Source organism: Ferruginibacter sp. SUN106 (assembly GCF_050611765.1).
GTDB lineage: Bacteria > Bacteroidota > Bacteroidia > Chitinophagales > Chitinophagaceae > Ferruginibacter.
Window position 1 is genome coordinate 745,784 of sequence record NZ_JBODJC010000001.1, and the last position, 24,282, is coordinate 770,065.

At 38.4% G+C, this 24,282-nt stretch carries 28 protein-coding genes; 17 read left to right on the forward strand and 11 right to left on the reverse strand.

Annotation, left to right across the window (positions count from 1 at the left end):
- Positions 1 to 133: 133 nt before the first annotated feature.
- The 8 genes from ACQ334_RS03000 (at position 134) to ACQ334_RS03035 (ending at position 4,797) form a co-directional block, all read left to right on the forward strand.
- On the forward strand, positions 134 to 685 hold the full coding sequence (locus ACQ334_RS03000) for an RNA polymerase sigma factor (protein WP_430986681.1): 552 nt from the start codon (positions 134 to 136) through the stop codon (positions 683 to 685).
- Positions 682 to 1,263, forward strand: a complete 582-nt coding sequence (locus ACQ334_RS03005) for a hypothetical protein (RefSeq protein ID WP_430986682.1) — start codon at positions 682 to 684, stop codon at positions 1,261 to 1,263. The genes ACQ334_RS03000 and ACQ334_RS03005 overlap by 4 nt, the downstream gene beginning before the upstream one ends.
- Positions 1,238 to 2,245, forward strand: a complete 1,008-nt coding sequence (locus tag ACQ334_RS03010; RefSeq protein ID WP_430986683.1) for a hypothetical protein — start codon at positions 1,238 to 1,240, stop codon at positions 2,243 to 2,245. The genes ACQ334_RS03005 and ACQ334_RS03010 overlap by 26 nt, the downstream gene beginning before the upstream one ends.
- A gap of 77 nt (positions 2,246 to 2,322) precedes the next feature.
- The gene (locus ACQ334_RS03015; RefSeq protein ID WP_430986684.1) at positions 2,323 to 2,760 is read left to right on the forward strand and encodes a YciI family protein; all 438 of its coding nucleotides are present in this window, start codon (positions 2,323 to 2,325) and stop codon (positions 2,758 to 2,760) included.
- 1 nt (position 2,761) lies between these two features.
- Entirely contained in the window at positions 2,762 to 3,232 is a 471-nt protein-coding gene (locus ACQ334_RS03020) for a hypothetical protein (protein WP_430986685.1), read from the forward strand.
- Entirely contained in the window at positions 3,222 to 3,635 is a 414-nt protein-coding gene (locus ACQ334_RS03025) for a hypothetical protein (protein ID WP_430986686.1), read from the forward strand. Before ACQ334_RS03020 ends, ACQ334_RS03025 begins: the two co-directional genes overlap by 11 nt.
- Positions 3,636 to 3,640: 5 nt before the next feature.
- On the forward strand, positions 3,641 to 4,270 hold the full coding sequence (locus tag ACQ334_RS03030; protein ID WP_430986687.1) for an SGNH/GDSL hydrolase family protein: 630 nt from the start codon (positions 3,641 to 3,643) through the stop codon (positions 4,268 to 4,270).
- A gap of 2 nt (positions 4,271 to 4,272) precedes the next feature.
- Positions 4,273 to 4,797, forward strand: coding sequence for a hypothetical protein (locus ACQ334_RS03035; protein ID WP_430986688.1), 525 nt, complete (start codon positions 4,273 to 4,275; stop codon positions 4,795 to 4,797).
- A 1-nt stretch (position 4,798) separates the two neighbouring features.
- Here the strand turns inward: ACQ334_RS03035 and ACQ334_RS03040 are convergent, their stop codons facing one another.
- The 7 genes from ACQ334_RS03040 to ACQ334_RS03070 all read right to left on the reverse strand — a co-directional run bounded on the left by ACQ334_RS03040 (position 4,799) and on the right by ACQ334_RS03070 (position 11,711).
- A complete protein-coding gene (locus tag ACQ334_RS03040; protein WP_430986689.1) occupies positions 4,799 to 5,344 on the reverse strand; it encodes a thioredoxin family protein in 546 nt (181 codons plus the stop codon).
- 32 nt (positions 5,345 to 5,376) lie between these two features.
- Entirely contained in the window at positions 5,377 to 6,225 is an 849-nt protein-coding gene (gene pyrF, locus ACQ334_RS03045; RefSeq protein ID WP_430986690.1) for an orotidine-5'-phosphate decarboxylase, read from the reverse strand.
- A gap of 9 nt (positions 6,226 to 6,234) precedes the next feature.
- Complete coding sequence (locus ACQ334_RS03050) at positions 6,235 to 6,846, reverse strand: FMN-binding negative transcriptional regulator (RefSeq protein WP_430986691.1); 612 nt, start codon at positions 6,844 to 6,846, stop codon at positions 6,235 to 6,237.
- Between the two features lie 97 nt (positions 6,847 to 6,943).
- Positions 6,944 to 8,287 (reverse strand): FAD-dependent oxidoreductase, encoded by a 1,344-nt coding sequence (locus ACQ334_RS03055; protein WP_430986692.1) that lies wholly within the window; start codon positions 8,285 to 8,287, stop codon positions 6,944 to 6,946.
- 74 nt (positions 8,288 to 8,361) lie between these two features.
- On the reverse strand, positions 8,362 to 9,639 hold the full coding sequence (gene kynU / locus ACQ334_RS03060; protein ID WP_430986693.1) for a kynureninase: 1,278 nt from the start codon (positions 9,637 to 9,639) through the stop codon (positions 8,362 to 8,364).
- Between the two features lie 100 nt (positions 9,640 to 9,739).
- A complete protein-coding gene (locus ACQ334_RS03065; RefSeq protein WP_430986694.1) occupies positions 9,740 to 10,156 on the reverse strand; it encodes a RidA family protein in 417 nt (138 codons plus the stop codon).
- Between the two features lie 94 nt (positions 10,157 to 10,250).
- Positions 10,251 to 11,711, reverse strand: a complete 1,461-nt coding sequence (locus ACQ334_RS03070; protein WP_430986695.1) for an aldehyde dehydrogenase — start codon at positions 11,709 to 11,711, stop codon at positions 10,251 to 10,253.
- 83 nt (positions 11,712 to 11,794) lie between these two features.
- On the opposite strand from ACQ334_RS03070, the gene ACQ334_RS03075 reads away from it, so the two are divergent.
- Entirely contained in the window at positions 11,795 to 12,319 is a 525-nt protein-coding gene (locus tag ACQ334_RS03075) for a 3-hydroxyanthranilate 3,4-dioxygenase (protein WP_430986696.1), read from the forward strand.
- Positions 12,320 to 12,425: 106 nt separating this feature from the next.
- The gene (locus ACQ334_RS03080; protein WP_430986697.1) at positions 12,426 to 13,418 is read left to right on the forward strand and encodes an amidohydrolase family protein; all 993 of its coding nucleotides are present in this window, start codon (positions 12,426 to 12,428) and stop codon (positions 13,416 to 13,418) included.
- Here the strand turns inward: ACQ334_RS03080 and ACQ334_RS03085 are convergent.
- The 3 genes from ACQ334_RS03085 to ACQ334_RS03095 all read right to left on the reverse strand — a co-directional run bounded on the left by ACQ334_RS03085 (position 13,408) and on the right by ACQ334_RS03095 (position 15,952).
- Positions 13,408 to 13,755 carry a hypothetical protein gene (locus tag ACQ334_RS03085; protein ID WP_430986698.1) on the reverse strand — a complete coding sequence of 116 codons (348 nt, stop codon included), beginning with the start codon at positions 13,753 to 13,755 and terminating at the stop codon, positions 13,408 to 13,410. The two genes, ACQ334_RS03080 and ACQ334_RS03085, sit on opposite strands and share 11 nt — an antisense overlap.
- Positions 13,748 to 14,692 carry a glycerophosphodiester phosphodiesterase family protein gene (locus tag ACQ334_RS03090; RefSeq protein ID WP_430986699.1) on the reverse strand — a complete coding sequence of 315 codons (945 nt, stop codon included), beginning with the start codon at positions 14,690 to 14,692 and terminating at the stop codon, positions 13,748 to 13,750. The genes ACQ334_RS03085 and ACQ334_RS03090 overlap by 8 nt, the downstream gene beginning before the upstream one ends.
- A gap of 159 nt (positions 14,693 to 14,851) precedes the next feature.
- Entirely contained in the window at positions 14,852 to 15,952 is a 1,101-nt protein-coding gene (locus tag ACQ334_RS03095) for an Mrp/NBP35 family ATP-binding protein (protein ID WP_430986700.1), read from the reverse strand.
- Positions 15,953 to 16,123: 171 nt separating this feature from the next.
- Between ACQ334_RS03095 and ACQ334_RS03100 the strand changes: the two genes are divergently transcribed.
- The 3 genes from ACQ334_RS03100 to ACQ334_RS03110 all read left to right on the forward strand — a co-directional run bounded on the left by ACQ334_RS03100 (position 16,124) and on the right by ACQ334_RS03110 (position 17,862).
- Positions 16,124 to 16,846 (forward strand): carboxypeptidase-like regulatory domain-containing protein, encoded by a 723-nt coding sequence (locus tag ACQ334_RS03100; protein WP_430986701.1) that lies wholly within the window; start codon positions 16,124 to 16,126, stop codon positions 16,844 to 16,846.
- 126 nt (positions 16,847 to 16,972) lie between these two features.
- Positions 16,973 to 17,491 carry a shikimate kinase gene (locus ACQ334_RS03105; protein ID WP_430986702.1) on the forward strand — a complete coding sequence of 173 codons (519 nt, stop codon included), beginning with the start codon at positions 16,973 to 16,975 and terminating at the stop codon, positions 17,489 to 17,491.
- A complete protein-coding gene (locus ACQ334_RS03110) occupies positions 17,488 to 17,862 on the forward strand; it encodes a DUF423 domain-containing protein (RefSeq protein ID WP_430986703.1) in 375 nt (124 codons plus the stop codon). Before ACQ334_RS03105 ends, ACQ334_RS03110 begins: the two co-directional genes overlap by 4 nt.
- Here the strand turns inward: ACQ334_RS03110 and ACQ334_RS03115 are convergent.
- Positions 17,846 to 19,756, reverse strand: a complete 1,911-nt coding sequence (locus ACQ334_RS03115) for a sensor histidine kinase (protein WP_430986704.1) — start codon at positions 19,754 to 19,756, stop codon at positions 17,846 to 17,848. The genes ACQ334_RS03110 and ACQ334_RS03115 overlap by 17 nt on opposite strands.
- 102 nt (positions 19,757 to 19,858) lie before the next feature.
- Between ACQ334_RS03115 and ACQ334_RS03120 the strand changes: the two genes are divergently transcribed.
- The 4 genes from ACQ334_RS03120 to ACQ334_RS03135 all read left to right on the forward strand — a co-directional run bounded on the left by ACQ334_RS03120 (position 19,859) and on the right by ACQ334_RS03135 (position 24,232).
- A complete protein-coding gene (locus ACQ334_RS03120; protein ID WP_430986705.1) occupies positions 19,859 to 22,384 on the forward strand; it encodes a DNA translocase FtsK 4TM domain-containing protein in 2,526 nt (841 codons plus the stop codon).
- Positions 22,385 to 22,520: 136 nt separating this feature from the next.
- Entirely contained in the window at positions 22,521 to 22,874 is a 354-nt protein-coding gene (locus tag ACQ334_RS03125; RefSeq protein WP_430986706.1) for a four helix bundle protein, read from the forward strand.
- Positions 22,875 to 22,955: 81 nt separating this feature from the next.
- A complete protein-coding gene (gene pth, locus ACQ334_RS03130; RefSeq protein ID WP_430986707.1) occupies positions 22,956 to 23,534 on the forward strand; it encodes an aminoacyl-tRNA hydrolase in 579 nt (192 codons plus the stop codon).
- 86 nt (positions 23,535 to 23,620) lie between these two features.
- Entirely contained in the window at positions 23,621 to 24,232 is a 612-nt protein-coding gene (locus ACQ334_RS03135; RefSeq protein ID WP_430986708.1) for a fumarylacetoacetate hydrolase family protein, read from the forward strand.
- Positions 24,233 to 24,282: the final 50 nt, after the last annotated feature.

A 24,282-nucleotide genomic window follows, 5' to 3' on the forward strand; every position in this document is an offset into this window, starting at 1 on the left:
AGTTTAATTCGTGCAATCAATAGCTATTCCGGTACAAAGATAATACCTTCATTCCCACGAAAATCCCTGTTTTTTTACCTTTGATGCAACATTGTTGAAACCTTCTTGTCTCTACTATTAAAACCTTTCTTTTTTGGAACTGACGGTATTGCCACATCACGACGAACTGATTGAACGCTGCAAAAGGGGCGAAGCGGCCGGCTACAAGGAATTGTACCAGCGTTATGCCAAGGCCATGTTCAATATCTGCCTGCGTATTGTGTACAATGTTACAGAGGCAGAAGATGTGTTGCAGGAGAGTTTTGCAGAAGCTTTTAGAAACCTGCACCATTTCGAATACCGAACCAGTTTTGGCGGTTGGTTAAAACAGATCTGCATTAACCGAAGCATTAACCAGCTTAAAAAAAGAAAAGTTACCTGGGTGGATATTGACGGCACCGATACGCACAACAAGGCAGAAGAAACATTGATTGATGAAAATGAAATAAAACTGAAAGTGGAAGCTGTAAAAAAAGGAATTATGGCTTTGCCTGATGGTTACAGAACAGTATTGAGTTTGTATTTACTGGAAGGTTATGATCACGAAGAAATTGCAGAGATCTTAAACGTAGCAGAATCTACCACCCGTACACAATACATGCGTGCCAAACAAAAATTATTACAATACTTAAAAGAGAGTATATGAGCAGGAAGTTAGAAAAATTTATTGGTGATAACCGCAACGAGTTTGATGATGCCATGCCATCGGGGAAAGTGTGGGAAAACCTGGCAGCTGGTTTCCAGGAAAAAAAACAAAAAAAAGCAATACTGGCACCAATGTTTAAATGGAGTATTGCAGCAGCTTTGGTAATTACTGCGGGCCTCACTATTTTTTTAGTACTCAATAATAAAAAAACTAGTACCGGAAACCCTGATGTGGCAAAAATTGATACGACTACCATTAATTCCATTGCACCGGAATATGCACCAGAGGTAAATGAGTTTGCAAAAATGGTATTATTAAAACAGGAAGAATTAAAAGCACTGGCACCGGAGCAACCGGAATTGTATAAAACATTTGCCACCGACATTAACCAATTGGACAGTTCATATAAATCCCTTAAAACTCAACTCAGCAATACACCCAACCGTGAAATGCTGATTGAGGCCATGATTCAAAACCTGCAGCTGCAGCTGAATGTATTGAATCAGCAATTAAATATTATCAATCAAATTAAACAATCAAAAAGTAATAACCATGAAAAGAATAATCAGACTATTTAGTGTAGTACTGTCATTATGCATCATACAGCAAAATGTTTGCGCACAAAATGATAATGACAACGATAATAAAAACGAAAAGAACAAAAAATACGAGTTTGTAAAAAACAAATCCGTAAACAAATCTTACAGCGTTTCTTCATCCGACAAATTAAAAATTGACAATTCGTTTGGTGGTGTGGAAGTACATACCTGGAATAAGAATGAAATAAAAGTAGATGTTACCATTGAAGTATCTTCTAATGTGGAAGCAACAGCACAAAAAATAATTGATGGCATCACTATCGATGAATCAAAAAGTGGCGGCGATATCAGTTTTAAAACTTCCATCAAGGGATCTAACAATGGCAAAGGTGAAAAGAGCACTATGAAAGTAAATTATGATATTTCAATGCCTGCCTCAAATCCATTACGTATTAATAATGAATTCGGCAGCACTGTTGTGCCAGACTTTAGGGGAGAAGTTGAACTGTCGAGCAAATTCGGTTCTTTAACTACCGGTACATTAAGCAATGCTAAATCTGTAAATGTAGAATTTGGCAGTGCTAAAATTGAAAGTACCAATGGGGCTGTTAGTATTAAATATTCTTCTGCAACAATTGGTAAACTGGTAGGTAATGTAAAATTGAACCTGGAATTCAGCAGTGCCACAAAAATAAATATCGATAATAGCCTTACCGGCCTTGATGCAAAACTATCCTACTCTTCAATGAACTTAAAACCAACCAGTGAGCTCTCTGCATCATACGATATCTCTACCAGCTTTGGAGATTTTAAAAACAGGACCAATATAAAGTTTGATGGCGATGATGGTGAAGATGAAAGCAAAGGCCCAAAGTTTGATCATAGTTATAATGGAAAGTCAGGCAGCGGATCTGTACCTGTTAAAATACATTCCAGTTTTGGAAAAGTAATCTTAGGAGAACCCAACGCAGATGACATGAAAGCCAAAGAAAAAAATAAATCAAAAAGCAAGACCACCTGATAGTACTGTATAGCCATGACTGATAAAAGGTTCGTAATTATTACGGACCTTTTGTATTTTCGGTTAAATAATTTTTTATGCATTATGCCATAAAGTTTTTATTAGCAGCAGTTATTGTTGTTGCTGTTTGTAATTACACCACTGCACAAAGTAAAAAAACTCAGGTTACACCCAAATTAGAAAATCAGGTTAAACAATACTGGTTTGTAATGCTGATTGCTGGCAAAGACCGTACCCAGGATTCTGCCACCGCAGCTAAAATTCAGGAAGGCCATATGGCGAATATTAATCGCTTATATTACGAAGGCAAATTAAAAGTAGCCGGCCCCTTTGGTGATGATGGCAACTGGAAAGGGATTTTTATTTTTGATTGCAAAACAAAAGAAGAACTGGAAGCGTTGTTGAACACCGATCCTGCCATAGCTGCTGGCAGACTGGCTTACGAAATTCATCCCTGGTGGACAGCGGCAACGGGAAGCTTCGTTCCTGGTAAACCTAAAAAAACAAAACCGTAATATGAAACTGATTACAAAAATACGCCTGCTGATTTTATTTTTTATAGTGGCATTAATATTAAGTGGAGTCACTGCATTTCCGGTTGAAACAGAATTGCGCTGGTTACTGAATCATCCTGAATTGATTCCTTCTTTTGCACAACAATGGTTACAGGATGTGTATGCGGCATTAGTAGAAACCAACACCAAATATCCCATGCTGGCTTATGGATTTGACTGGCTGGCATTTGCACATATTGTAATTGCGATGGCATTCATCGGGCCATTAAGAGACCCTGTAAAAAACAAATGGATCATCGATTGGGCCATGCTGGCTTGCCTTGCAATAATTCCTTTGGCATTTATTGCGGCACCCATCAGGCATATTCCACTCTTTCATGTTTTAATTGATTGCAGCTTTGGTGTAATAGGATTGATCCCATTATTAATTTGCAGAAACTGGATTAAACAATTGGAAAAATATGAAGGCTAAAACGCAAAGTATAATTGCTGTAATTACAGGTCTGGTTGTTACCACTGCAGTAGGTGCAGCTTTAATTCCCCTGATGAAAATGGTTTTAACAAATATCTACACCAATTCTTTTCAGAAAGATTTACCCCGGGATGTTCAAATCTATGGGTATATTTTTTTATGGACGGCCATTTCATCTTTTATTGGCGGCTATGTTACCTGCTGGATCGCTATGGAAAGAAAAGTATTTGCAGCATTGTTGATGGGGCTGTTGGCATTTATAATACTGGTATTATTGGGAACTGTATTTGGCATAGCCAGCGTATCAGGTGTTTTAACTGCACTAACAATAATTCCATTGGCATTAATGGGTGGCATTGTAAGGCAATTGGTAGAAAATAAAAGAGAAGATCAAAATTTTTGATAGTTATGAAGTATTCTTATTTAGCATTAGGCGATAGTTATACTATTGGAGAACAAGTGTTGCCCGAAGAAAATTTTCCTAATGAAACTGTAACACTCTTAAATCAAAGCCCGTCAGCGGTAGCAAACCCTCACGGTGGTGGTAGTTATTCTGCCCCGGAAATAATAGCCACTACCGGTTGGACAACTGATGAGTTAGATACTGCAATTGATGAAGCCAACCTATCTTCAACTTATGATATTGTTTCCTTACTCATTGGTGTAAACAATCAATACCGTGGCAGGTCCGTGGAAAATTTTGCCATTGAATTTGAAGGGCTGCTTAAAAGAGCTATACATTTTGCCAGCAATATACCCAACCATGTTTTTGTTTTAAGCATCCCCGATTGGGGCGTAACACCTTTTGCCGAAGGAAGCGATAAGAAAAAAATTGCCGAAGAAATTGATGCTTATAACAATGTTTGTAAGTTGATTGCCGAAAAATGGAATACACATTACATTGATATAACCTCCTCACAAAGAAAAGATGGTTATAAGCAAGAATTTTTAGCAGCAGATAAGCTACATCCTTCCGGTAAGGAATATAGAAAGTGGGCAATACAATTGGCAACAGTAATACAATCCGTGTTTAATTAATTATGCATACATTCAGCGAAGTACAAAGATTCAGGGTGAGGTGGGCATGGCTTGGAACCATTGCCTTAAATGGTATTTTTCTTTACGCTATTGTACAACAGGTTATTTTAGGTAAACCATTTGGTACAAGGCCTGCATCGAATACTGTTCTGATCTTACTGGAAATATTTTTTTTATTACTCCTTGTCTTTATAAGATCAATTAAATTGAAAACCACCTATAATAGTACCGGTATTCAATACCGCTTTTATCCGTTTCAATTTAAAACAACCCATATTGAATGGCATGAATTAAGTGATGCGTATATACGTGAATATCATTCCCTGTATGAATACGGAGGATGGGGCATTCGTATAGGTTCTCCAAAAACAGGCCGTGCCATTAATACTTCGGCTTCCTGTAACCAGGGATTACAACTGCGTTTCAGAGACGGCAAATTACTATTGATCGGTACTAAAAACCCTGCGTCAATTCAAAAAATTTTAGATGAAGTTATTATTGCCGGAAAAATAAACAGGATAGTATAACCTAGATTTTATTCTCTTTAAAACGAGCCGCAATAATTTCTAATGCCTGGTCTGAAAGGGTAGAAGATGACCTTAATAAATTAATAAAAGCAGCCACTTCCGGTTCACTTGCAGGGCAACCAATATTATCGCCGGCTTCATCTTTGCTAACACCTTCTTTACGCATAAAACTATCTCCTAACAATTGCCCATCCTTATTTAAAATTACCCAGAAAGGCAATCCTGCTTTATCGCCATGGTATTTTAATCTTACAGCATCACCACCTGGATTTTCTAAATCTTTTTTTTCCTTGGATTCTTCTACAGTAAGGTGTATAGTTACATAATTATCATCAAAATATTTTTTGCATTTGGCATCTTCCATGCTGGCATCCATTTTTTTACACCAGCCACACCAGCTGGCATGAAAAATAAGGATCACATTTTTATTTTCTTTTTTTGCCCGGGCGTAAGCTTTGTCCATTACTTCCTTTGCAGGCAATACTTTTGTTTGCGCCAATACTGCAACTGAAAAAACACAGGCAACAATTAGTGTAATAAATTTCATGGTGATTGTTTTATAACTAAAAGTAATACTAATTAAAGTGCAGCTGTTGTTAAATAATGGCTCATTTCTGTTTGATACTGTTGTGCAATGGCTCTTGCTTCTGCTGCAAAATCTTCTTTTTCGCTGGCAAAGATGATAGCACGGCTTGCATTTACTAATAGCCCGCAATCTTTGTTCATGCCATATTTACTTACCTCTTCCAAACTGCCACCCTGGAAACCTACGCCCGGTACCAATAAGAAATGTTCAGGAATAATATCTCTTATATTTTCAAACTCTGTTGCCTGTGTTGCACCCGTTACAAACATTAAATTATCAGGATTGCCCCAGGTAGCTATTTTTCTTAACACACGTTCATATAAAAATTCAGGACGTAAATGTTCGCCCTGGTTAGCATCTTCACTCACCAGTCTTAACATCTCAAAATCATTAGCGCCTTTGTTACTCGTTAAGCCTAAAACAATCGTCCATTTATTTTCATATTCTAAAAAAGGACGAATACTGTCTTCACCCATATAAGGCGCCACAGTGATCGCATCAAAATTCATCGTTTCAAAAAATGCTTTGGCATATTGAGAAGACGTGTTACCGATATCACCTCTTTTAGCATCTGCAATTTTAAAAAGACCTTTGGGAATATAATTTACGGTCTGCTCCATCGCTTCCCAGCCTTTTAATCCTAATGCTTCATAAAATGCGGTGTTTATTTTATAGCCAACACACAGGTCTTTGGTAGCATCAATAATAGCTTTATTGAATTCAAAAATGGCATTGGGGTGCGATTGTAAATGTTTGGGGATTTTTGTAAGGTCAGTATCTAATCCTACACACAGGTAAGATTTCTTTTGTTGTATCTCGTCAACTAATTGTTTTCTTGTCATGTTGTAAAATTATAATCTCTTTTCCATTTCCACGGCAATTGCAGCAGAATTATAATCGCCACGTTTTTTTAATTGTTCAATAATATTTTTTTGAGAGTCGGTATCACGGTTCTGGCTGAGCTTAAAAGTATTTTCCATGCTCTCCACTTCAATGGTAAAACCCACGATGGCTTTTACCATATGATCAATATACTCTTTAGATAAATTATCAAAAGCCCCGGCAGATGTGGTGCCTTCATACTTATCACTAACCGCTTTTACGGCATCGATAGTACCTTGTTCATCTGTAAAAGTTATTGTGCCTTTTGCCTGTACCGTTAAATAATTCCAGGTAGAACCCACACCTGGATTAGTATACCAGCTGGCACTAACAAAGCAATGTGCTCCTGTAAAAAGTACCATCACTTTATTGTTTTTTTCAAAAGTAAGGTGATGATCTGTCTTTCGCATAAGGTGGCCGCTCAAAAATATTTTGCCATCTTTTATTTCAATAGCTAAAGGAATTTGTGTAGCTACAGGATATTGTTCTCCTATGCCGGTAACTAATGCGAATGCATTTTCTTTCATAAAGGCAATTACCTTTTGCTCATCTTGTTCGGTGTAATATGGAAATTTGTACATAAAATTAGAGGGCTGAAGCCCATTGGTTTTTATCCGTTGCCCCGGGCTTAAGCCCGGGGTAACGCAATTAAATGTATTCGGGCTTTAGCCCCTTTTATTAATTCAATAGTTTTATTATAAGTTGCTCCACCTCTTCACCCTGCCAGCTATTTTCAATATCCGGCAAAGCCATCACTTGTTGCATTATTGCTTCCTGCCTTATGCTATTCTTTAATGCATCGCTGTACCTTATCTGCGGACTGAATGTTACCTGTGTATATGCAGGTGTCCACTTGTCGGGATGTTTTTTGCTAAAGGCGGCTTCAATTTTTTTCTGTAATAAAAATTTAGGATCACCCACTTTATCCCTCATCTCTATAAAATTATTTAAGGCCAGTTCAGCAATGGCATCACCATCAGGTTTGCGTAATGTTTGGTATTTGTCTAAAATAATTTGCCAATCGTCATTGTATTTGCCGATCAATTCATTTAATACCCGGCAATCTTCAAAACCGCAGTTCATGCCTTGTCCAAAAAAAGGAACTATCGCATGTGCTGCATCACCTATCAATGCAAATTTGTCTTCTCTTATCCAGGGAAAACATTTTACAGTGACCAAAGATGAAGTAGGGTTATTGAAAAAATCTTCTGTTAATGTGGGCATTAATGGTACGGCATCTCCAAATGTTTTTTCAAAGAATGATTGCACCTTTTCTTTGGTATCAAGAGATGCAAAAGAAGGGTCGCCATCAAAAGGGAAAAATAAAGTACAGGTAAAACTACCATCAATATTCGGCAAAGCAATTAACATATAATTTCCTCTTGGCCAGATGTGCAATGCATTTTTCTCCATCATAAATTCACCATTGCTGCCTGCAGGAATATTTAATTCTTTATAACCAAAATCGATATAGTATTGCTGGTATTGAAAACGGTCGTGTTGCAGTTGGTGTGTTAACCTTGCAGCAGAATAAGCGCCATCGCTGCCAAAAGCAAGTTGAAAGTTGATAGTTGAAAGTTGATAGTTTGCAGCGTTCTGAAATGAGATCTCATTTTTTTTCCAATCTATATTTTCGCATTTTTCATTGAATGAAATCGATACTCCATTTTTTTCTGCCAGATCCATCAGCATTTTATTCAATTCCCCCCTTGATACAGAATTAATAAATTGTCCCTTATTACCATAAGGCTGGTAAGCAGTACTCCCGTCTGCATTGTGGATGTACCTGCCATGCATGGGTATGGCGATCTTTTTTATTTCCTCCATAATACCCACTTCTTCCAGGGCTTTAATACCTCTGTCGCTTAATGCCAGATTGATTGAACGGCCGGCAATAATTTTTTCTTTACGCATATCAGCCCTGCGTTCATACACTTTTACATTATACCCTCTCTTGCTTAAATAAATAGAAAGCAAAGAGCCTACTAAACCTGCACCGATGACAACCGTTTCTTTTTTCATTTTTTAACCTGGCTATTTAATATTTGCTGCTATTGACAATAATGAATCTGCAAAAATCATAATCATCATAATAATCAGCGTTCCAAAATGGCTTTTACAATTTGTCCGAATGTAAACACATCGTTGAAAGTATTGTACAAGGGCACGGGTGCCACTCTAATCACATTTGGTTCTCTCCAGTCTGCCAGCACACCATGTTGTTTTAATGCTTCAAAAACTGCCGCACCTTTTTCCAGCATCAGCATACTTACCTGGCAACCTTTTTCTTTTGCATCCCGTGGTGTAATTACCTGGATCAACTTTTCTTTTAAATCATTATTTATTTCATCAATAATAAATAATAGATAATCACTTAATAGCTTTCCTTTCTCTATTAAATTATCCATTCCTGCATCATCAAAAATATCTAACGATGCCTTATGTGCGGCCATGGATAAAATCGGGGCATTACTCAATTGCCAGCCTTCTGCAGTGGGTATGGGTTCAAAACCTTTCTCCATTTTAAAACGGGTATCTTTGGTATGGCCCCACCAGCCGGCAAAGCGTGGAATGCTTGTATCAGCAATATGTTTTTGATTAATATAAATTCCGGATACACCACCAGGCCCACTGTTTAAATACTTGTAAGAACACCAGCAGGCGAAGTCGGCATTCCAGTTGTGGAGCTGGAGCTCCACATTACCTGCAGCATGTGCTAAATCAAATCCTGCAATAGCACCCACTGCATGTGCAGCCTCAGTTATTTTTTGTATATCGAAAAACTGGCCGGTATAATAATTTACGCCACCAAATAAAACCAATGCTGTGCTATCACCGTGTTCCTGTATTGTTGCAAGAATATCTTCTGTTCGTATCGCATATTCGCCTGCTCTCGCACTTACTTCAATAACCGCTTCTTCGTAATTGAAGCCATGATATTTTACCTGCGATTCCATAGCGTATTGATCAGAAGGAAATGCTTTTGTTTCACAAATAATTTTATAGCGTTGCTTTGTTGGCCGGTAAAAACTCACCATCAGCAAATGTAAATTCACGGTGAGCTGATTCATCACCACAATTTCTTCGGGCAATGCACCAATGATCTTTGATAATTGCGTAGGAAAAATTTCATGATAAGGCATCCATGGTTTTCTGGCGTGAAAATGTCCCTCCACCCCGAAGTTCGCCCAGTCTTCCAGTTCATTCAATACATAATCCTGTGTGGTCTTTGGTTGCAGGCCAAGAGAATTACCCGTGAAATAAATACATTCTTTTCCATTGATGATAGGAATGTAGAATTGGTCTCTGAAATGTTTCAGTGGATCATTCTCATCAAGTTGTTTAGCAAATGCCAGGATGTTTTCAAACTTCATAAAATAGTTGATGGGCTAAAGCCCTAAGCTTTGTTTGCATTGCCCCGGGCTTAAGCCCGGGGCAATGGATTTTTATATTCGCAGGGCTTTAGCCCATTGATCAATTTATTGTAGCAATCACTTTTAATTCAATAGCAATGGGTGTAGGTAAACTTTTTACTTCCACAGTTGTTCTGCATGCCTGCACTGTTGTAAAATATGCTGCGTACACTTTATTATAAATCGGAAAATCTTTTTTCATGTTGGTCAAAAAAACTGTTACATCAACAATTTTATCCCAACTGCTGCCACTGGCTTCCAGTACAGCTTTTACATTGGCAAAACATTGATGGCATTCTGCTTCAATATCATATTTTAAAATATTCCCTTCGTTATCTAATTCCAATCCAGGAATAGCATTATCTGTTGCATTCCTGCTGCCAATACCGGAGAGAAATAATAAGTTGCCCACTTTTCTTGCATGCGGATAAGCGCCTAATGGCTTTGCTGCGGTTTCAGTATTTACAATTTCATTCATTTTATATTTTTTAAACGCAGAGAAAAGGAGGGAAAGAGTTTACGCAGAGCATCTCTGCGAAATTCTCTGCTTCTCTTTTTCTCTGCGTTGTTTTTTAAAATTGTATACAAACATTTTTCTGTTCCGTAAAAAAGCGCAACGCTTCCCAGCCACCTTCTCTTCCCACACCGCTATTTTTCATACCACCAAAAGGTGTTCTTAAATCTCTTACCAACCAGCAATTGATCCAGGTAATTCCTGATTGTACTTTTGCAGCCATCAAATTTGCTTTACTGATGTCCTGTGTCCAGATGGTAGCAGCCAATCCATAATGGGTAGCGTTGGCTAAATGTAAAGCTTCTTCCGCAGTGTTGAATGATTGTAAAGTAACCACAGGCCCAAAAATTTCTTCCATATTGGTTTTACAATCCGGGCCAAGGTTTTCAATTACAGTGGGGGCAATAAAATAACCATTAGCACATCTTCCTTCCACAATAATCGAATTACCGCCACATAGAATTGTTCCGCCTTCTTCCTTAGCAATAGCTATACAATGCATCACTTTATCAAAATGTACTTTACTTACAATTGCACCTTGTTTCGAAGCTTCAAGTAGCGGATCTCCAACAGTTAGTTTTTTTACTTCTTCAACAAATGCTGTTTTAAATTTTTCGTAAATAGATTCTTCTATTAAAATTCTGCTGCTGCATAAGCAAATCTGTCCCTGGTTACTAAAAGAAGAACGAACTGTTTCCTGTAACATCTTTTCCCAATCGCAATCAGCAAAAATGATTGCAGGATTTTTGCCGCCTAATTCTAAAGATAATTTTTTAAACACCGGTGCTGCAATAGATGCTATTCTTTCTCCTGCTCTTGTACTTCCGGTAAAGGAGATCGCTTTAATGTCGTGGTGCTTTACAATAGCTTCACCACAATCAGGGCCATCACCATGAACAATATTTAAAACACCATCAGGCAATCCGGCTTCCTTGCAAATTCGTGCTAAAAGAAAAGCAGTAACCGGTGTTACTTCACTGGGCTTAGCAATTACGCAATTGCCTGCTGCCAATGCTGGTGCAATTTTCCAGGTAAATAAATATAATGGCAAATTCCAGGGAGAGATGCAACCCACAATACCAATGGGATTACGCAGCGTGTAATTGATGGCTTTATCTTCCATAGCATGGCTTTCGGCAGCAAAGTGCATAATGCCGGTTGCAAAAAAACGAAAGTTATCAGATGCTCTTTTGATATCCATTCTTTTACTCAGCCACAATGGTTTGCCATTGTCATTAGTTTCTGCTACAGCCAATGCTTCAAAATGCGTATCGATCAGGTCGGCAATTTTATTCAGTATGGCAAAACGTTTTTCTGTAGCAGTAATGCTCCATTCAGGAAATGCTTTTTCTGCCGCTTTTACGGCAGCATCAATATCTTTTTTATTGCTGTTGGGTATTTGTCCTACCACTTCACCGGTTGCAGGATTCACATTATCTAAAAACTCGCCGCTTAAAGGGCCGCTAAAATGTCCGCCAATAAAATTTTCTAAATGATATGGAATGGCAAGATTCATCATGTAAAGTTAATAGTTTATAGTTCATTGTTGATAGTTGAGGATTAGTAAAAAAAATATAACTTACAATCCTAAAATGTAATGCTATGCCAGTTATTGCGCCTTTCAATTTAAAGAAATGGATTGACGAACACCGGGACTTATTAAAACCTCCGGTGGGCAATCAATGCATTTATAAAGATGCGGAAAATTTTATTGTAATGGTAGTAGGCGGCCCCAATGCCCGTAAGGATTATCATTATAACGAAAGCGAAGAATTGTATTTCCAGGTAGAAGGCAATATTGTTTTAAAGATCATTGATGATGGCGTGCCAAAAGATATTGCCATCAATGAAGGCGATATGTTTTTATTACCACCCAAAACACCCCACAGTCCGCAACGTGGACCAAATACCGTTGGTTTGGTGATTGAAAAAGTAAGAGCAACAGAAGAAGATGGTTTTTTATGGTATTGCGAAAACTGCGGCAATAAATTATATGAAGAGTATAAAGTGATCACAGATATTGTTACCCAATTACCGCCGGTAATGGAAGGCTTTTATAAAGATGAACATAAAAGAACTTGTTCAAAATGTGGAGCTGTAATGGCACCCCCAATAAAAAAAGGATAGCGAATTTTTCACGCAAAGCAAAAAAGGAGCAAAGCAAATACATAAGAAAATCTTTGCGTCTTATTTTCCTTTGCGACTCTGCGTGAAAAATTCCGCCAAAAAAATTATGAAGATCGACATCCACACACATATAATGCCGGAAAAAATGCCCAACTGGGTACAAAAATTCGGCTATGGAGAATTTATACATCTTGAACACCGTAATTGCAAAGCCTGCATGATGAAAGGCGATAAATTGTTCCGGGAAGTAGAGGACAATTGCTTTGATGCAACACTGCGTATGAAAGAAATGGATGATACAGATGTAACCATACAGGTGCTCTCCACTATTCCCGTTTTATTTAATTACTGGGCAAAGCCCAAAGATGGGTTGGAAACCAGTCGTTTCTTTAATGATCATATTGCAGATACGGTTGTAAAAAATGCCCAACGTTTTATTGGCATTGGTACTGTGCCATTACAGGATATTGACCTGGCGATACAAGAAATGGAACGTTGTGTTACCGAATTAAAAATGCCTGGTTTAGAAATCGGTAGCAATATTAACGGTGCTAATTTATCAGATAAAAAATTTGTTCCGTTTTACAAAAGAGCAGAAGAATTAGGTTGTGCTTTATTCATTCATCCCTGGGAAATGATGGGAGAAGATGCGATGCAAAAATACTGGCTGCCCTGGCTGGTAGGTATGCCTGCTGAAACGTCCCGTGCTATCTGCTCCATGATATTTGGCGGGGTATTGCAAAGCTTTCCAAAATTAAGAGTGGCATTTGCACATGGCGGTGGTAGTTTTCCCTTAACGATCGGTAGAATTGAACATGGCTTTAATGTGCGCCCGGATTTAGTGGCAGTAGATAATGCGATCAACCCAAGAGATTATATTGGCAAATTCTGGATCGATAGTTTAGTGCATGATGAAAAAGCGATGCAGTATATCATTGATGTAATAGGTGAAGATAAAATTTGTTTGGGCAGCGATTATCCTTTTCCATTGGGCGAACATCATCCCGGCAAATTAATTGAAGCCATGCATTTTCAAAATGAGTTGAAAGAAAAGTTATTGTTTAAAAATGCAAATGATTGGCTGGGCATTACTGTTTAGATTTGCTATCCATCAGCAACAAAATAAAAACCAACGGCGTTAACAGCACTACGGCTGCATCAATAAAATTCAGTTTATCTTCCTGTAATAAATGTATTAAATGACTGCCATGACTATACAATTGTTGTACAGTTAATGCGCCAAAAAACCAAACAAACCATTTTGGCCTTTTTAATAAACCATACATGCAGATAGTACAAATGCCAATGAACAAAGTGTGCCGCCATGCCGGTGTGGTATCAAAAGGTTGCACAGCGCCAACAGTATGATACAGCATGGCTGCAAAAGCAAGCCCGGCAAATACCATAAATAAAATATGCCTTGTCTTACTACTCATTAAATAAATTGGGGTAATCAGAAATAACACCATCAACACCCAAAGCTTTTAAACGGTCAATTTCTTTTTTATCATTCACCGTCCAGGGAATGATCTTGATGTTTTGATCATGGCATTTTTTTATTACTGCTTCAGTGGCTAAAACATACGCTGGACTGTAAATTGTTGGTGTAAATCCTAATGCGGTAAGCTGCTCTTCAAAACTACGCTTATCAAAATCTTCAATAAGCATCGCTGTTTTTATGGTGGCATAATGCAGGTGCAAGTATTGTAGCGTTCTGAAATCAAAGGATTGAATAATTACAAGATCTTCCATCCCGTTTTCCTTTATCACTTTCATTAAAAGTTCTACAAACTCAGCCGGTGCAGGATGAAAAATATTATCTGTTGCAGGAGTTGTTTTAGTTTCAATATTAAAATAAGGGAAAGGCCTTCTCCTGGTCACCATGTCTTTTTTTACTGCTTCAAAAACATCAGCCAGCAAGGGTTTTATGGCTTTCATTTTTTGTTGCTGCGGAAAACGGGGATGTGGTTTCATGCCCACATCATACTTAATGATCGAACTATAATCCATGTTGTACATGTTATAATTCTTTTCTTCTTTTTCAGTTATAAAACTACCATCAGGTGTGGTGGTTATTTCATGATTAAAAAATGGTTCGTGAGAAAGAAAAGCTTTTTTGTCTTTACTGAAACAGATATCCATTTCCAGTGTAGTTACGCCTAATCCTATTGCATTCAACATGGCAGGAATGGTATTCTCCGGCATTAAGCCACGGCAACCTCTGTGGCCTTCTTTATCAAAAGCCGCAGTACTCCCTGCGCCTGCGGGGGAAGATTTTTGCGGTGTGCTGTTCATAGCATTATTTTTTTTAGAAGAAGAGCAGGAAAGAAAAACCAGCAACAGGGAAAGCGCTAAAGAAAAATATGTTTTCATAAAACATCTTTTATGGATTGTTTGAAATACAATGGAGTAACAACTTTGTTGTTTTTGTTGCCACCAATCACACGAATTGCCACGAATGTTAAAATCCCATTCGTGCTAATTAGTGCCATTAGTGGCAAAACCAATTCACGCAGTGAATTGTAAATAAAACTAACCCTCCACAATTTCCTGTATCTGTGTAGGCGCAAGATTTGCATTACGCATAGCAATACCCCTAACCGCATTACCTGCAAATTCTTCAAAAGCTTTTCTGCTGATGGCATCATCACTCACCATCACAGGAATACCAAGGTCGCCACCTTCACGTATGCTTTGTACAATGGGTATTTGTCCCAGGAAAGTCAGTTCAAATTCTTCTGCTAAATTTTTGCCACCGTCCTTTCCAAAAATGTAATATTTATTATCAGGCAATTCTGCCGGCGTGAAGTAACTCATATTTTCCACCAAACCAATAACCGGTACTTTTAATTGTGCCTGACCAAACATAGCCACACCTTTTTTAGCATCAGCTAGAGCCACCAATTGCGGCGTAGTAACCACAATAACACCGGTAACGGGAACAGTTTGTACAATCGTTAAATGAATATCACCAGTACCCGGTGGCATATCAATTACTAAATAATCCAGCTCACCCCAATCCACATCACTTACAAACTGGCGGATGGCGCTGCTCACCATCGGCCCACGCCATACCACGGCCTGCTTTTCGTCGATCAGCAAACCGATGCTCATTATTTTAATACCAAACTTCTCAATAGGAACAATCATGCCTTTGCCGTTACCATCGTCTTTCATCAATGGCCTTTCGCCACGTATGCCAAACATAATATGCTGGCTGGGGCCGTAAATATCGGCATCCATTAAACCCACTTTAGCACCACCGGCAGCTAAAGCCAGTGCAAGGTTGGCACTCACGGTACTTTTACCTACGCCGCCTTTTCCACTTACCACAGCAATAATATTTTTTACGCCACCTAAAACAGTTTTGGCATCCTTACGGTTACTGCTGGTATTGGCAGTAAAATTTACGGTTATCACCGCTTCTTTATTCACCAGTATTTTTATAGCATTTTCACTCGCCATACGCATCATGTCCTTCATAGGGCAGGCGGGTGTGGTTAACACAATCGTGAAAGCAACATTATTACCATCAATTGTAATATCTTTTACCATGTTCAAGGTAACCAGGTCTTTACCCAGGTCAGGCTCCTGCACATTGCTGAGCGCCTTCAGAATATCCTCTTTTGTCATCGTTCAATTATTTGTTAAAAATCCACCAGAGATGCAAATTTAAACACTCATGCCTTTACTTTGTTTATTAATTAAGGAATGTTGCTATTTTTGGGGACAAGCTTTTGTAATGCTATTTAGCTTCATTGGCGTCGCACTCTTTTACAGCATACCAAAATTCAACTTTTATTGATGCGTAGATTTTTACCCATATTCTTACTGTGTTGTTTTCTTAAGCCAGTGCAATCCAAAGCGCAATTTGAAGCTTTTAAAGATTCTGTAGTGCAGTTGTATGGCATTGTAATGACGGCCGATAGCCTGAAAGGATTAGAAAGTGTGAGTGTGGTGGTAAAGGGGCAAAACCGGGGAACGATCACCAATGATAAAGGGGTTTTCAGCATTGTGGTATTAAAAGGCGATGAAATTGAGTTCAGCAGTGTGGGGTATAAAAACAAATCTATTTTTGTTCCTAAAGATCTTACAGGTAACCAGCAAAGCGTTATTCAGCTGATGGTAAATGATACCGTGTATCTTCCTGCAACAATTATTAAAGCAAGGCCTACCAGGGCACAGTTTGAAAGAGATTTTTTAAACAACCCTGTGCCAGATGATAATATTGCCATAGCCCGGAAAAATAATGAAGCTGCCACACGGCGTATCCTGGTAGCCAATATGCCATTGGATGGAAGGGAAGCCAGCTCCCAATATTTAAAGCAGGCCAGTACCAAAGCTTATTATGCAGGCCAGGTTGCACCACAAAATATTTTTAATCCTTTTGCCTGGGCAGAGTTTATTAAAGCCTGGAAAAGAGGAGATTTTAAAAAGAAGAGTTCCTCTACTTCATCCTCTACTTCTACATCTACGGCGCCTTCCACAACGCCAACACCTAATGATATTTATAAGCCGAGGCATTAAGGCAGCCCCTCCGCCCCTAAAGGGGAACTTTATTTTAGCAAAGATTGAATTGGAGATTATTTTAGAGATTTTAATTAAGAATTTTTATTCGTGTAAATTTGTGTCATTAGTGGCAAAAAAATAAACATGAACGATTCGGATAAGCCAGTGCATAATATATTTCTCATCGGCTTTATGGGCAATGGTAAAACATACTGGGGCAAATTATGGGCAGCCGAAAGCGGGCTTGAATTTTTTGATCTTGATCATGTAATAGAAAAGGAAGAGCAAAAAACAATTGCTGCCATATTTGAAGAAAATGGCGAAGCCTACTTCCGGCAAAAGGAAACCGATGTGTTGAAAACATTTTCCCAAAAAACAAATTGCATTATTGCCTGCGGTGGCGGCACGCCATGTTTTAATAATAATATGCAGTGGATGAATGATAATGGCACTACAGTTTACCTTGCTGCAACACCTGCCGATATTTTTAAAAGAGTTATTGGCGAACAGGCTAAGCGGCCGCTGATAAAAGATCTTTCTCCCGATGAGTTGATCATATTCATCGAAAAAAAATTACAGGAAAGAGCACCTGTTTATAATACCGCAAAAATAATTTTACCGGTTACTGAAATAAACGCAGCTACCATTAATACTTTGTTATGAAAAAGAGTTTTTTAACTGCCGGTGCCTTACTTGCAGCAGTGGCAGTAATTGGCGGTGCTTTCGGCGCTCATTATTTAAAAACCAAATTACCTGCAGAAAGTTTACAAACTTTTGAGACTGGTGTACGCTACCAGTTTTATCATGCATTGGCATTGCTTGCTGCAGGTATGTTGTATAAAGAATTTCCCGGTAAGCTGGTGCAATGGGCGGGGTATCTTTTTATTGGCGGCATTATTTTATTTTCCGGCTCCCTGTATATTTTATGTGCTGCACCTTCAATGAAATGGGTAGGCCCGGTTACACCTTTGGGGGGCTTATGTTTTATTTTGGGTTGGTTGCTGCTGGCGTATGCATTTACGAAGAAAAATTAAAATCGTTGATCACCCGGTGCAATGTAATTAAAGTGCCATTATTATTTTCAATTGAAAAATTGATACCGATATCCTCCATTCTTTTTTTCATGTTTTTTAACCCGTTACCAAATTGGCGCAGTTTATCAAAATCGATGCCGGTGCCGTTATCCTGGATCAATAGTTTAAGCCCGTCGGTAACTCTTTCCAATGTAATGGTAACTTCTGTGGCACGGGAATGTTTCAATACATTGTTCAAAGCTTCTTTTACTACTAAAAAAACATTTCTTCTTATCTCTCCGCTTACTACAATATTGGGTAGGCCGTCAGGAATGCTGATGCGGCAATTAACACCCGAGTCCTCAAAATATTCCAGTGAATAACTGCGGATATAAGCCACCATATTACCCAGCGAATCGTTGCTGCTGCTCATACTCCAGATGATGGCATTCATTTTATTCAACAGTTCATTGGCCGAAGAAGATATCTTTTCAATTTCAGGAATAGAAGTATTATCACCAATGCGGCTTTTGGCTAGCTCGCTGTATAACCTTATGGTGGTCATACCGGCGCCAAGATCATCATGCATATCTGCACTGATACGGTTGCGCTCTTCCTGCTGCGCTTTAATGATGGCGATCTGCTTTTCAAAATCTTTTTTCTCCACATCTAATTTTAAGGATTCCTGTTCCTGTATCTTTTCAACAAGCTCACGCCGGTTTTTATAGGTTAAACCCAAAAGAAAAAAGGACATTGCAAATACCAGTGCTATATCGTGGTAGAATAAAGCGTGAAAAAATATCGATTTAGGCTGCATTCCCATCAGGATGATAGTTAACGAAACAATACTGAAGAAAATAGCAAAAGCACTACCCAACGCTAAATAAACAATTAATTTTTGTTTTTGCTTAAAAGCTATAATGATAAATAGAATACCCACACTCAAAACAATATATTTCATCAGGCTCTCCAGCATGGCTTCAACTAAATACCATTCAGTTAAATAATGGGTAACAGTAAAAGCCAGTAAAAGAATTACTAAAAGCCACTCTTCTATCCTGAAAACTTTATCCAGAATTGTATAATTGTTTTTTGTATTAAGGAAATGCCGGGAAAAAGCCAGGTAAAAAACATTGCCCATGATAAGCAGAAAAACATCGAGGTAACCATTTAAAAAAGCGGGAAAACTTCCCCAGGTGCCACCGGTAATTGCATAAAGAAGTACCAACAAAAACATCAGCAGTGCATAGCCAAAATAATACAGAAACTCTTTTTTCCGGTTAAGTATATAGTTCACCACAATAAAGAGCAGCATAAGAAATAACATACCGCTCATTAAATAACCGAAGCTTACAATTCCTGATGACCTGCTGCGTGCAACAGAAGCATAAGTAGACCAATAATGCAGTTGCACTAACTGAGGCTTCAGGTAATTAAAATCGTGGCGACAAAAATCAAGTTTAATGAAAAAAACTTTTTTTTCGTTTGGCTTTAATATAAGGTTACAGAATCCATATTTTGAGCCATCTCCAGTATATTTTAAATTTCCGTTGGAAGTCTTTTCATAAAAAAGTATTTTATCAAATAATGCACCCGGAAAAAGGGAAACGGTGTCTTTTACTTTAGCACTGTTACTTACACCAATTTGTAAATAGGCAAATGTAGATACCAGTCTGCCCGGAATATGCTTCTGATCGATATAACTGTACCGGTCAAAGGGTAAAAATTTTTGTTGAGGTAAATTTTCGATGGTGGCATTGTTAGCAGTGTCGAAAAAAAGCAGGGTTTTATCAACAGCTAATACAGAATCCCTGATGAGTGCAATATCTATATAATTGCTGTCGGGAATTGTTTGACCAATACCTGAGAATTGCAGTAAAATAAAAAGGGCCAGAAATGAATGTTTCTTAAGCATCCGCTAGTTTATAACCAAACCTACAATTTTTTTTAATATAAATAACAGGTTTGGCGGCTTTGCTTTGGTATGCAGTAATGGTTTTCTTTATCTTTGTTGCTAATGGCAACTAAAACAAAATCTGTAAAAACAAAAGCCGAAAAGCCTGAACAGTTGAAACAGGAAAAGGAAGAAACGGTGGAAGTAAAGCAATTACTTCAGGATGAACGTACCCATAAAATTGCCGGTAGCATTTTATTACTGATCGCAATCCTGCTTTTTGTGGCTTTTACCTCCTATTTATTCACCTGGGCCGAAGACCAGGATAAGTTCAGCTATCGCATGTTGCTGGCCAACGATATTAAAGTGCAAAACCTGCTGGGCACTTTTGGGGCCTTTGTATCAGAAGTTTTTATTCGCAAAGGTTTTGGTGTGGCCAGTTACCTCATCTGTACTTTCTTTTTTGTAATTGGCGTAAATCTCTTTTTTGGCAAAAAGGTATTTTCAGTTTCCAGGAACATTAAATATTTAATTGTTGGCTTACCTGTAATAAGTGTAGCGGCCGCAGTTGTTTTTAACGGACAGGCTTTTCCATGGGGTGGCGCAGTGGGGGATATGATAAAAGAATGGTTGTATAAAACCATCGGCCAGGTTGGAACGATCGGCGTGTTGGTGGTAGCTGTATTGTCGTATATCATCTGGCGTTTTAATCCAGTATTTAAACTACCTTCTAAAAAAGATTTTATTCCTGCCGACAATAATATCATGCCTGCAGAAGAGGAAGCGATTGCAGAAACTGTAGAATGGCCTGTAGATGAAAACACCACCAATGCAACTGCTAAAATAAATGCACTAAAAGGAGAAGGGAATGTTTTAATTACTCCGCCACCGGATAATAATACCCTGAATCATGAAATTACTTTGATAGAAAAAGACGAACCTGAAATTGAAGAAGAGGCAGAAGATGAAGAAGAGATAAAAGAAGAATTAGTAATACCGGTTGAAGAAACTATTAAACCGGTAACGATAACACCAAAGCTAAAAGATAAAAATATTGAACCGCTGGAACTGGAAATTAAAACAGTGCCCGATAAAATTGTGGAAGAAGAAATAGCGCCGGTAAATCCTAAATTGCCCAATGCAAAACCTTACGACCCTATTTTAGATCTTCGTGATTATAAATATCCTACACTTGATCTGCTGGAAAATCATGGCAGTGATAAAATTGTACAGGACAATTCTGAGCTGGAAAATAATAAGAACCAGATCATTAATACACTTAAAAATTACGATATACAGATACAGAAGATTTCTGCCACTGTGGGGCCAACAGTTACATTGTATGAAATTATTCCTGCAGCCGGGGTGCGTATTTCAAGAATTAAAAACCTGGAAGATGATATTGCATTAAGCCTTGCTGCATTAGGTATACGTATCATTGCACCTATACCCGGTAAGGGCACTATTGGTATTGAAGTACCCAATGCCAAAAAATCAATTGTAAGTATGAAGACCTTATTGTCTTCAGAAAAATTCCAGAATAATAATTTTTCTCTGCCCATTGCAATTGGTAAAAAGATCGACAACGAAAACTTTATTGTCGACCTGGCCAGCATGCCGCATTTGCTGATGGCGGGTGCAACAGGGCAAGGTAAGTCGGTGGGATTAAATGCAATATTGGTTTCGTTGTTATATAAAAAACACCCATCGCAATTAAAATTTGTTTTGGTTGATCCTAAAAAAGTAGAGCTGAGTATTTATAAAGCGATAGAAAAACATTTTTTGGCAAAATTGCCGGGAGAGGAAGATGCGATCATCACCGATACTAAAAAAGTAGTGCATACATTAAATGCCTTGTGTATTGAAATGGATAACCGCTACGATCTGCTGAAAGAAGCCGGTTGCAGAAACATCCGTGAGTACAATGAAAAATTTGCAGCCCGAAAATTGAATCCCGAAAAAGGCCACCAGTTTTTACCCTTTATAGTGTTGGTGGTGGATGAATTTGCAGATCTGATAATGACTGCAGGTAAAGAAGTGGAAATGCCGATTGCCCGTTTGGCGCAGCTGGCAAGAGCTGTGGGTATACATTTAATTATTGCCACACAAAGGCCATCCGTAAATATTATTACGGGTACTATTAAGGCCAACTTCCCGGCACGTATTGCTTTTAAGGTGAGTAGCAAAATTGATAGCCGTACTATTTTAGATGCCGGTGGTGCCGAGCAGTTAATTGGTAAAGGCGATATGCTGATCAGTTATAATGGAGAGCTGGTACGTTTGCAATGTGCTTTTGTTGATACCCCGGAAGTAGATAAAATTGTTGACTTCATTGGTGAACAACGTGGCTACCCACAAGCATTTTTATTACCGGAATACATTGATGAAAAAGAACTGGAGGCAAAAGGTGCTGATCTTACCGACAGAGATTCACTATTTGAAGATGCTGCAAGATTAATTGTGGCCAGCCAGGTGGGTAGTACATCTTTGTTACAAAGAAGAATGAAGCTGGGGTACAACCGTGCAGGCCGTTTAATGGATCAGCTGGAAGCAGCAGGAGTTGTTGGTATGAACCAGGGTAGTAAAGCGAGGGATGTTTTAATAAAAACAGAAGCCGATCTGCAACAAATATTTGATACGTTAATTTAAGACCCCGTGAGTGGTGAATCGTCAGTCGTGAGTGGTGAGTCGTGAATGGCGTATGCCGGGTTGAATCTAATGCAACGGGATTGTATGAATTTAAGTCTGAGAAATAAGCCATTCAGGCAAATCAAAAGCTCAGTTTATGTTTTTACAATTAGCACATACCAGGCTTGATGTTTTTATTGTTGGGAAAGATTTGGTGTTATCGTGTTATAAAGTTTCGAAATTGTTGCCACCTGATGAGCGGTTTAATATGACGCAACAGTTACGAAGAGCGGCATTGTCAATTCAATTGAATATAGCAGAGGGCAGTTCCAGGAAATCGGCTATTGAGAGAAGAAGATTTTACGAAATTTCAAGGGGATCCTTAATTGAAGTGGATACTATTTTTGATTTGGCTGTTGAATTGAATTATATGAGAAAGGAAGATTTAAAAGAAACAGGTACATTGCTTGTAAGGACCTTTCAGATACTTAGTAAAATGATCATTTATTAAATTTATATCTCACGACTGAAGACCGGCGACTGATCATTGAGATCTCACCACTCACGACTGACGACTCACAACTCACGATACATGTCTAAATTTTTAATCGTCGGTCTAGGAAATATTGGTGCAGAATACGCCAACACCCGTCATAACATCGGCTTTGATGTAGTACATGCTTTTGTAAAAAAACACGGCGGTAATTTTGAAGTAGGCAGATTAGCCTATGTTGCTACAGTAAAATGGAAAGGAAAAATAATTGTATGCATTTGTCCTACCACTTACATGAACCTTAGTGGTAAAGCCTTTAAATACTGGTTGGACAAAGAAAAGATAGCAGTGGAGAATACCCTTACCATTGTAGATGATGTGGCATTGCCTTTAGATAAAATACGGTTGCGCCCCGCAGGGAGTGCCGGCGGGCATAATGGATTAAAAGATATCCAGGCTGTTTTAGGCACCGATGTGTACCCTAAACTACGGTTTGGCGTAGGTAACAATTATCCCAAAGGCATGCAGGCCGATTTTGTATTAGGTAAATGGCTTAAAGCAGAAGAACCCACCATTTTACTGAAAATAGAAAAGTGTATTGATATTATAGAAAGTTTTATTGCATCGGGTATTGATCAAACCATGAGTGCCTATAATAACAGCTCTATAAAACCATAACTGGTGTCATTGCTACACATTGTTGTTTTTTATATGCTATTTGCCTATATTCGCTCTTGAAACCTATCCCTCTAAAAAAGCACTAAATGAAGATAATTTGTGTAGGCCGCAATTATGCGGACCACGCCAAGGAACTTGGCAACGACATACCCGAGGAGCCGGTAATATTTATGAAGCCGAAAAGTGCATTGCTGCAGAGCCATACACCTTTCTACTATCCGGAATTCAGCAACGAACTGCATTATGAATGTGAGTTGGTTTTACGTGTTTGTAAAAATGGTAAATACATCCAGGAAAGGCATGCATCTAATTATTACAATGGTATTACCGTTGGTATAGACTTTACAGCCCGTGATATACAGGATGAATTAAAAAAGAAAGGCCTGCCATGGGAAAAGGCGAAAGCATTTGATAATTCTGCTGCGGTAGGAAAATTTATCGATGTTACACCAGCCATGAACCGGAAGAATATCGGCTTCACGTTTTTTAAAAATAAAGAACTGGTGCAAACAGGCAATTCGGGTAATATGATCTTCAGTATAGATTCTTTGATCTCTCATATCTCCAATTATTTTTCTCTAAACATCGGCGACCTGATATTCACTGGTACACCAGCCGGCGTAGGGGAGTGTGTAGTGGGTGATGTACTGGAAGCATTTTTAGAAAAAGATAATTTGCTTACGGTAGAAGTAAAATAATTGAAGGTGATCCTGGAAGGGTACAGTTGATGGTCCGTTCTTTAATCAAT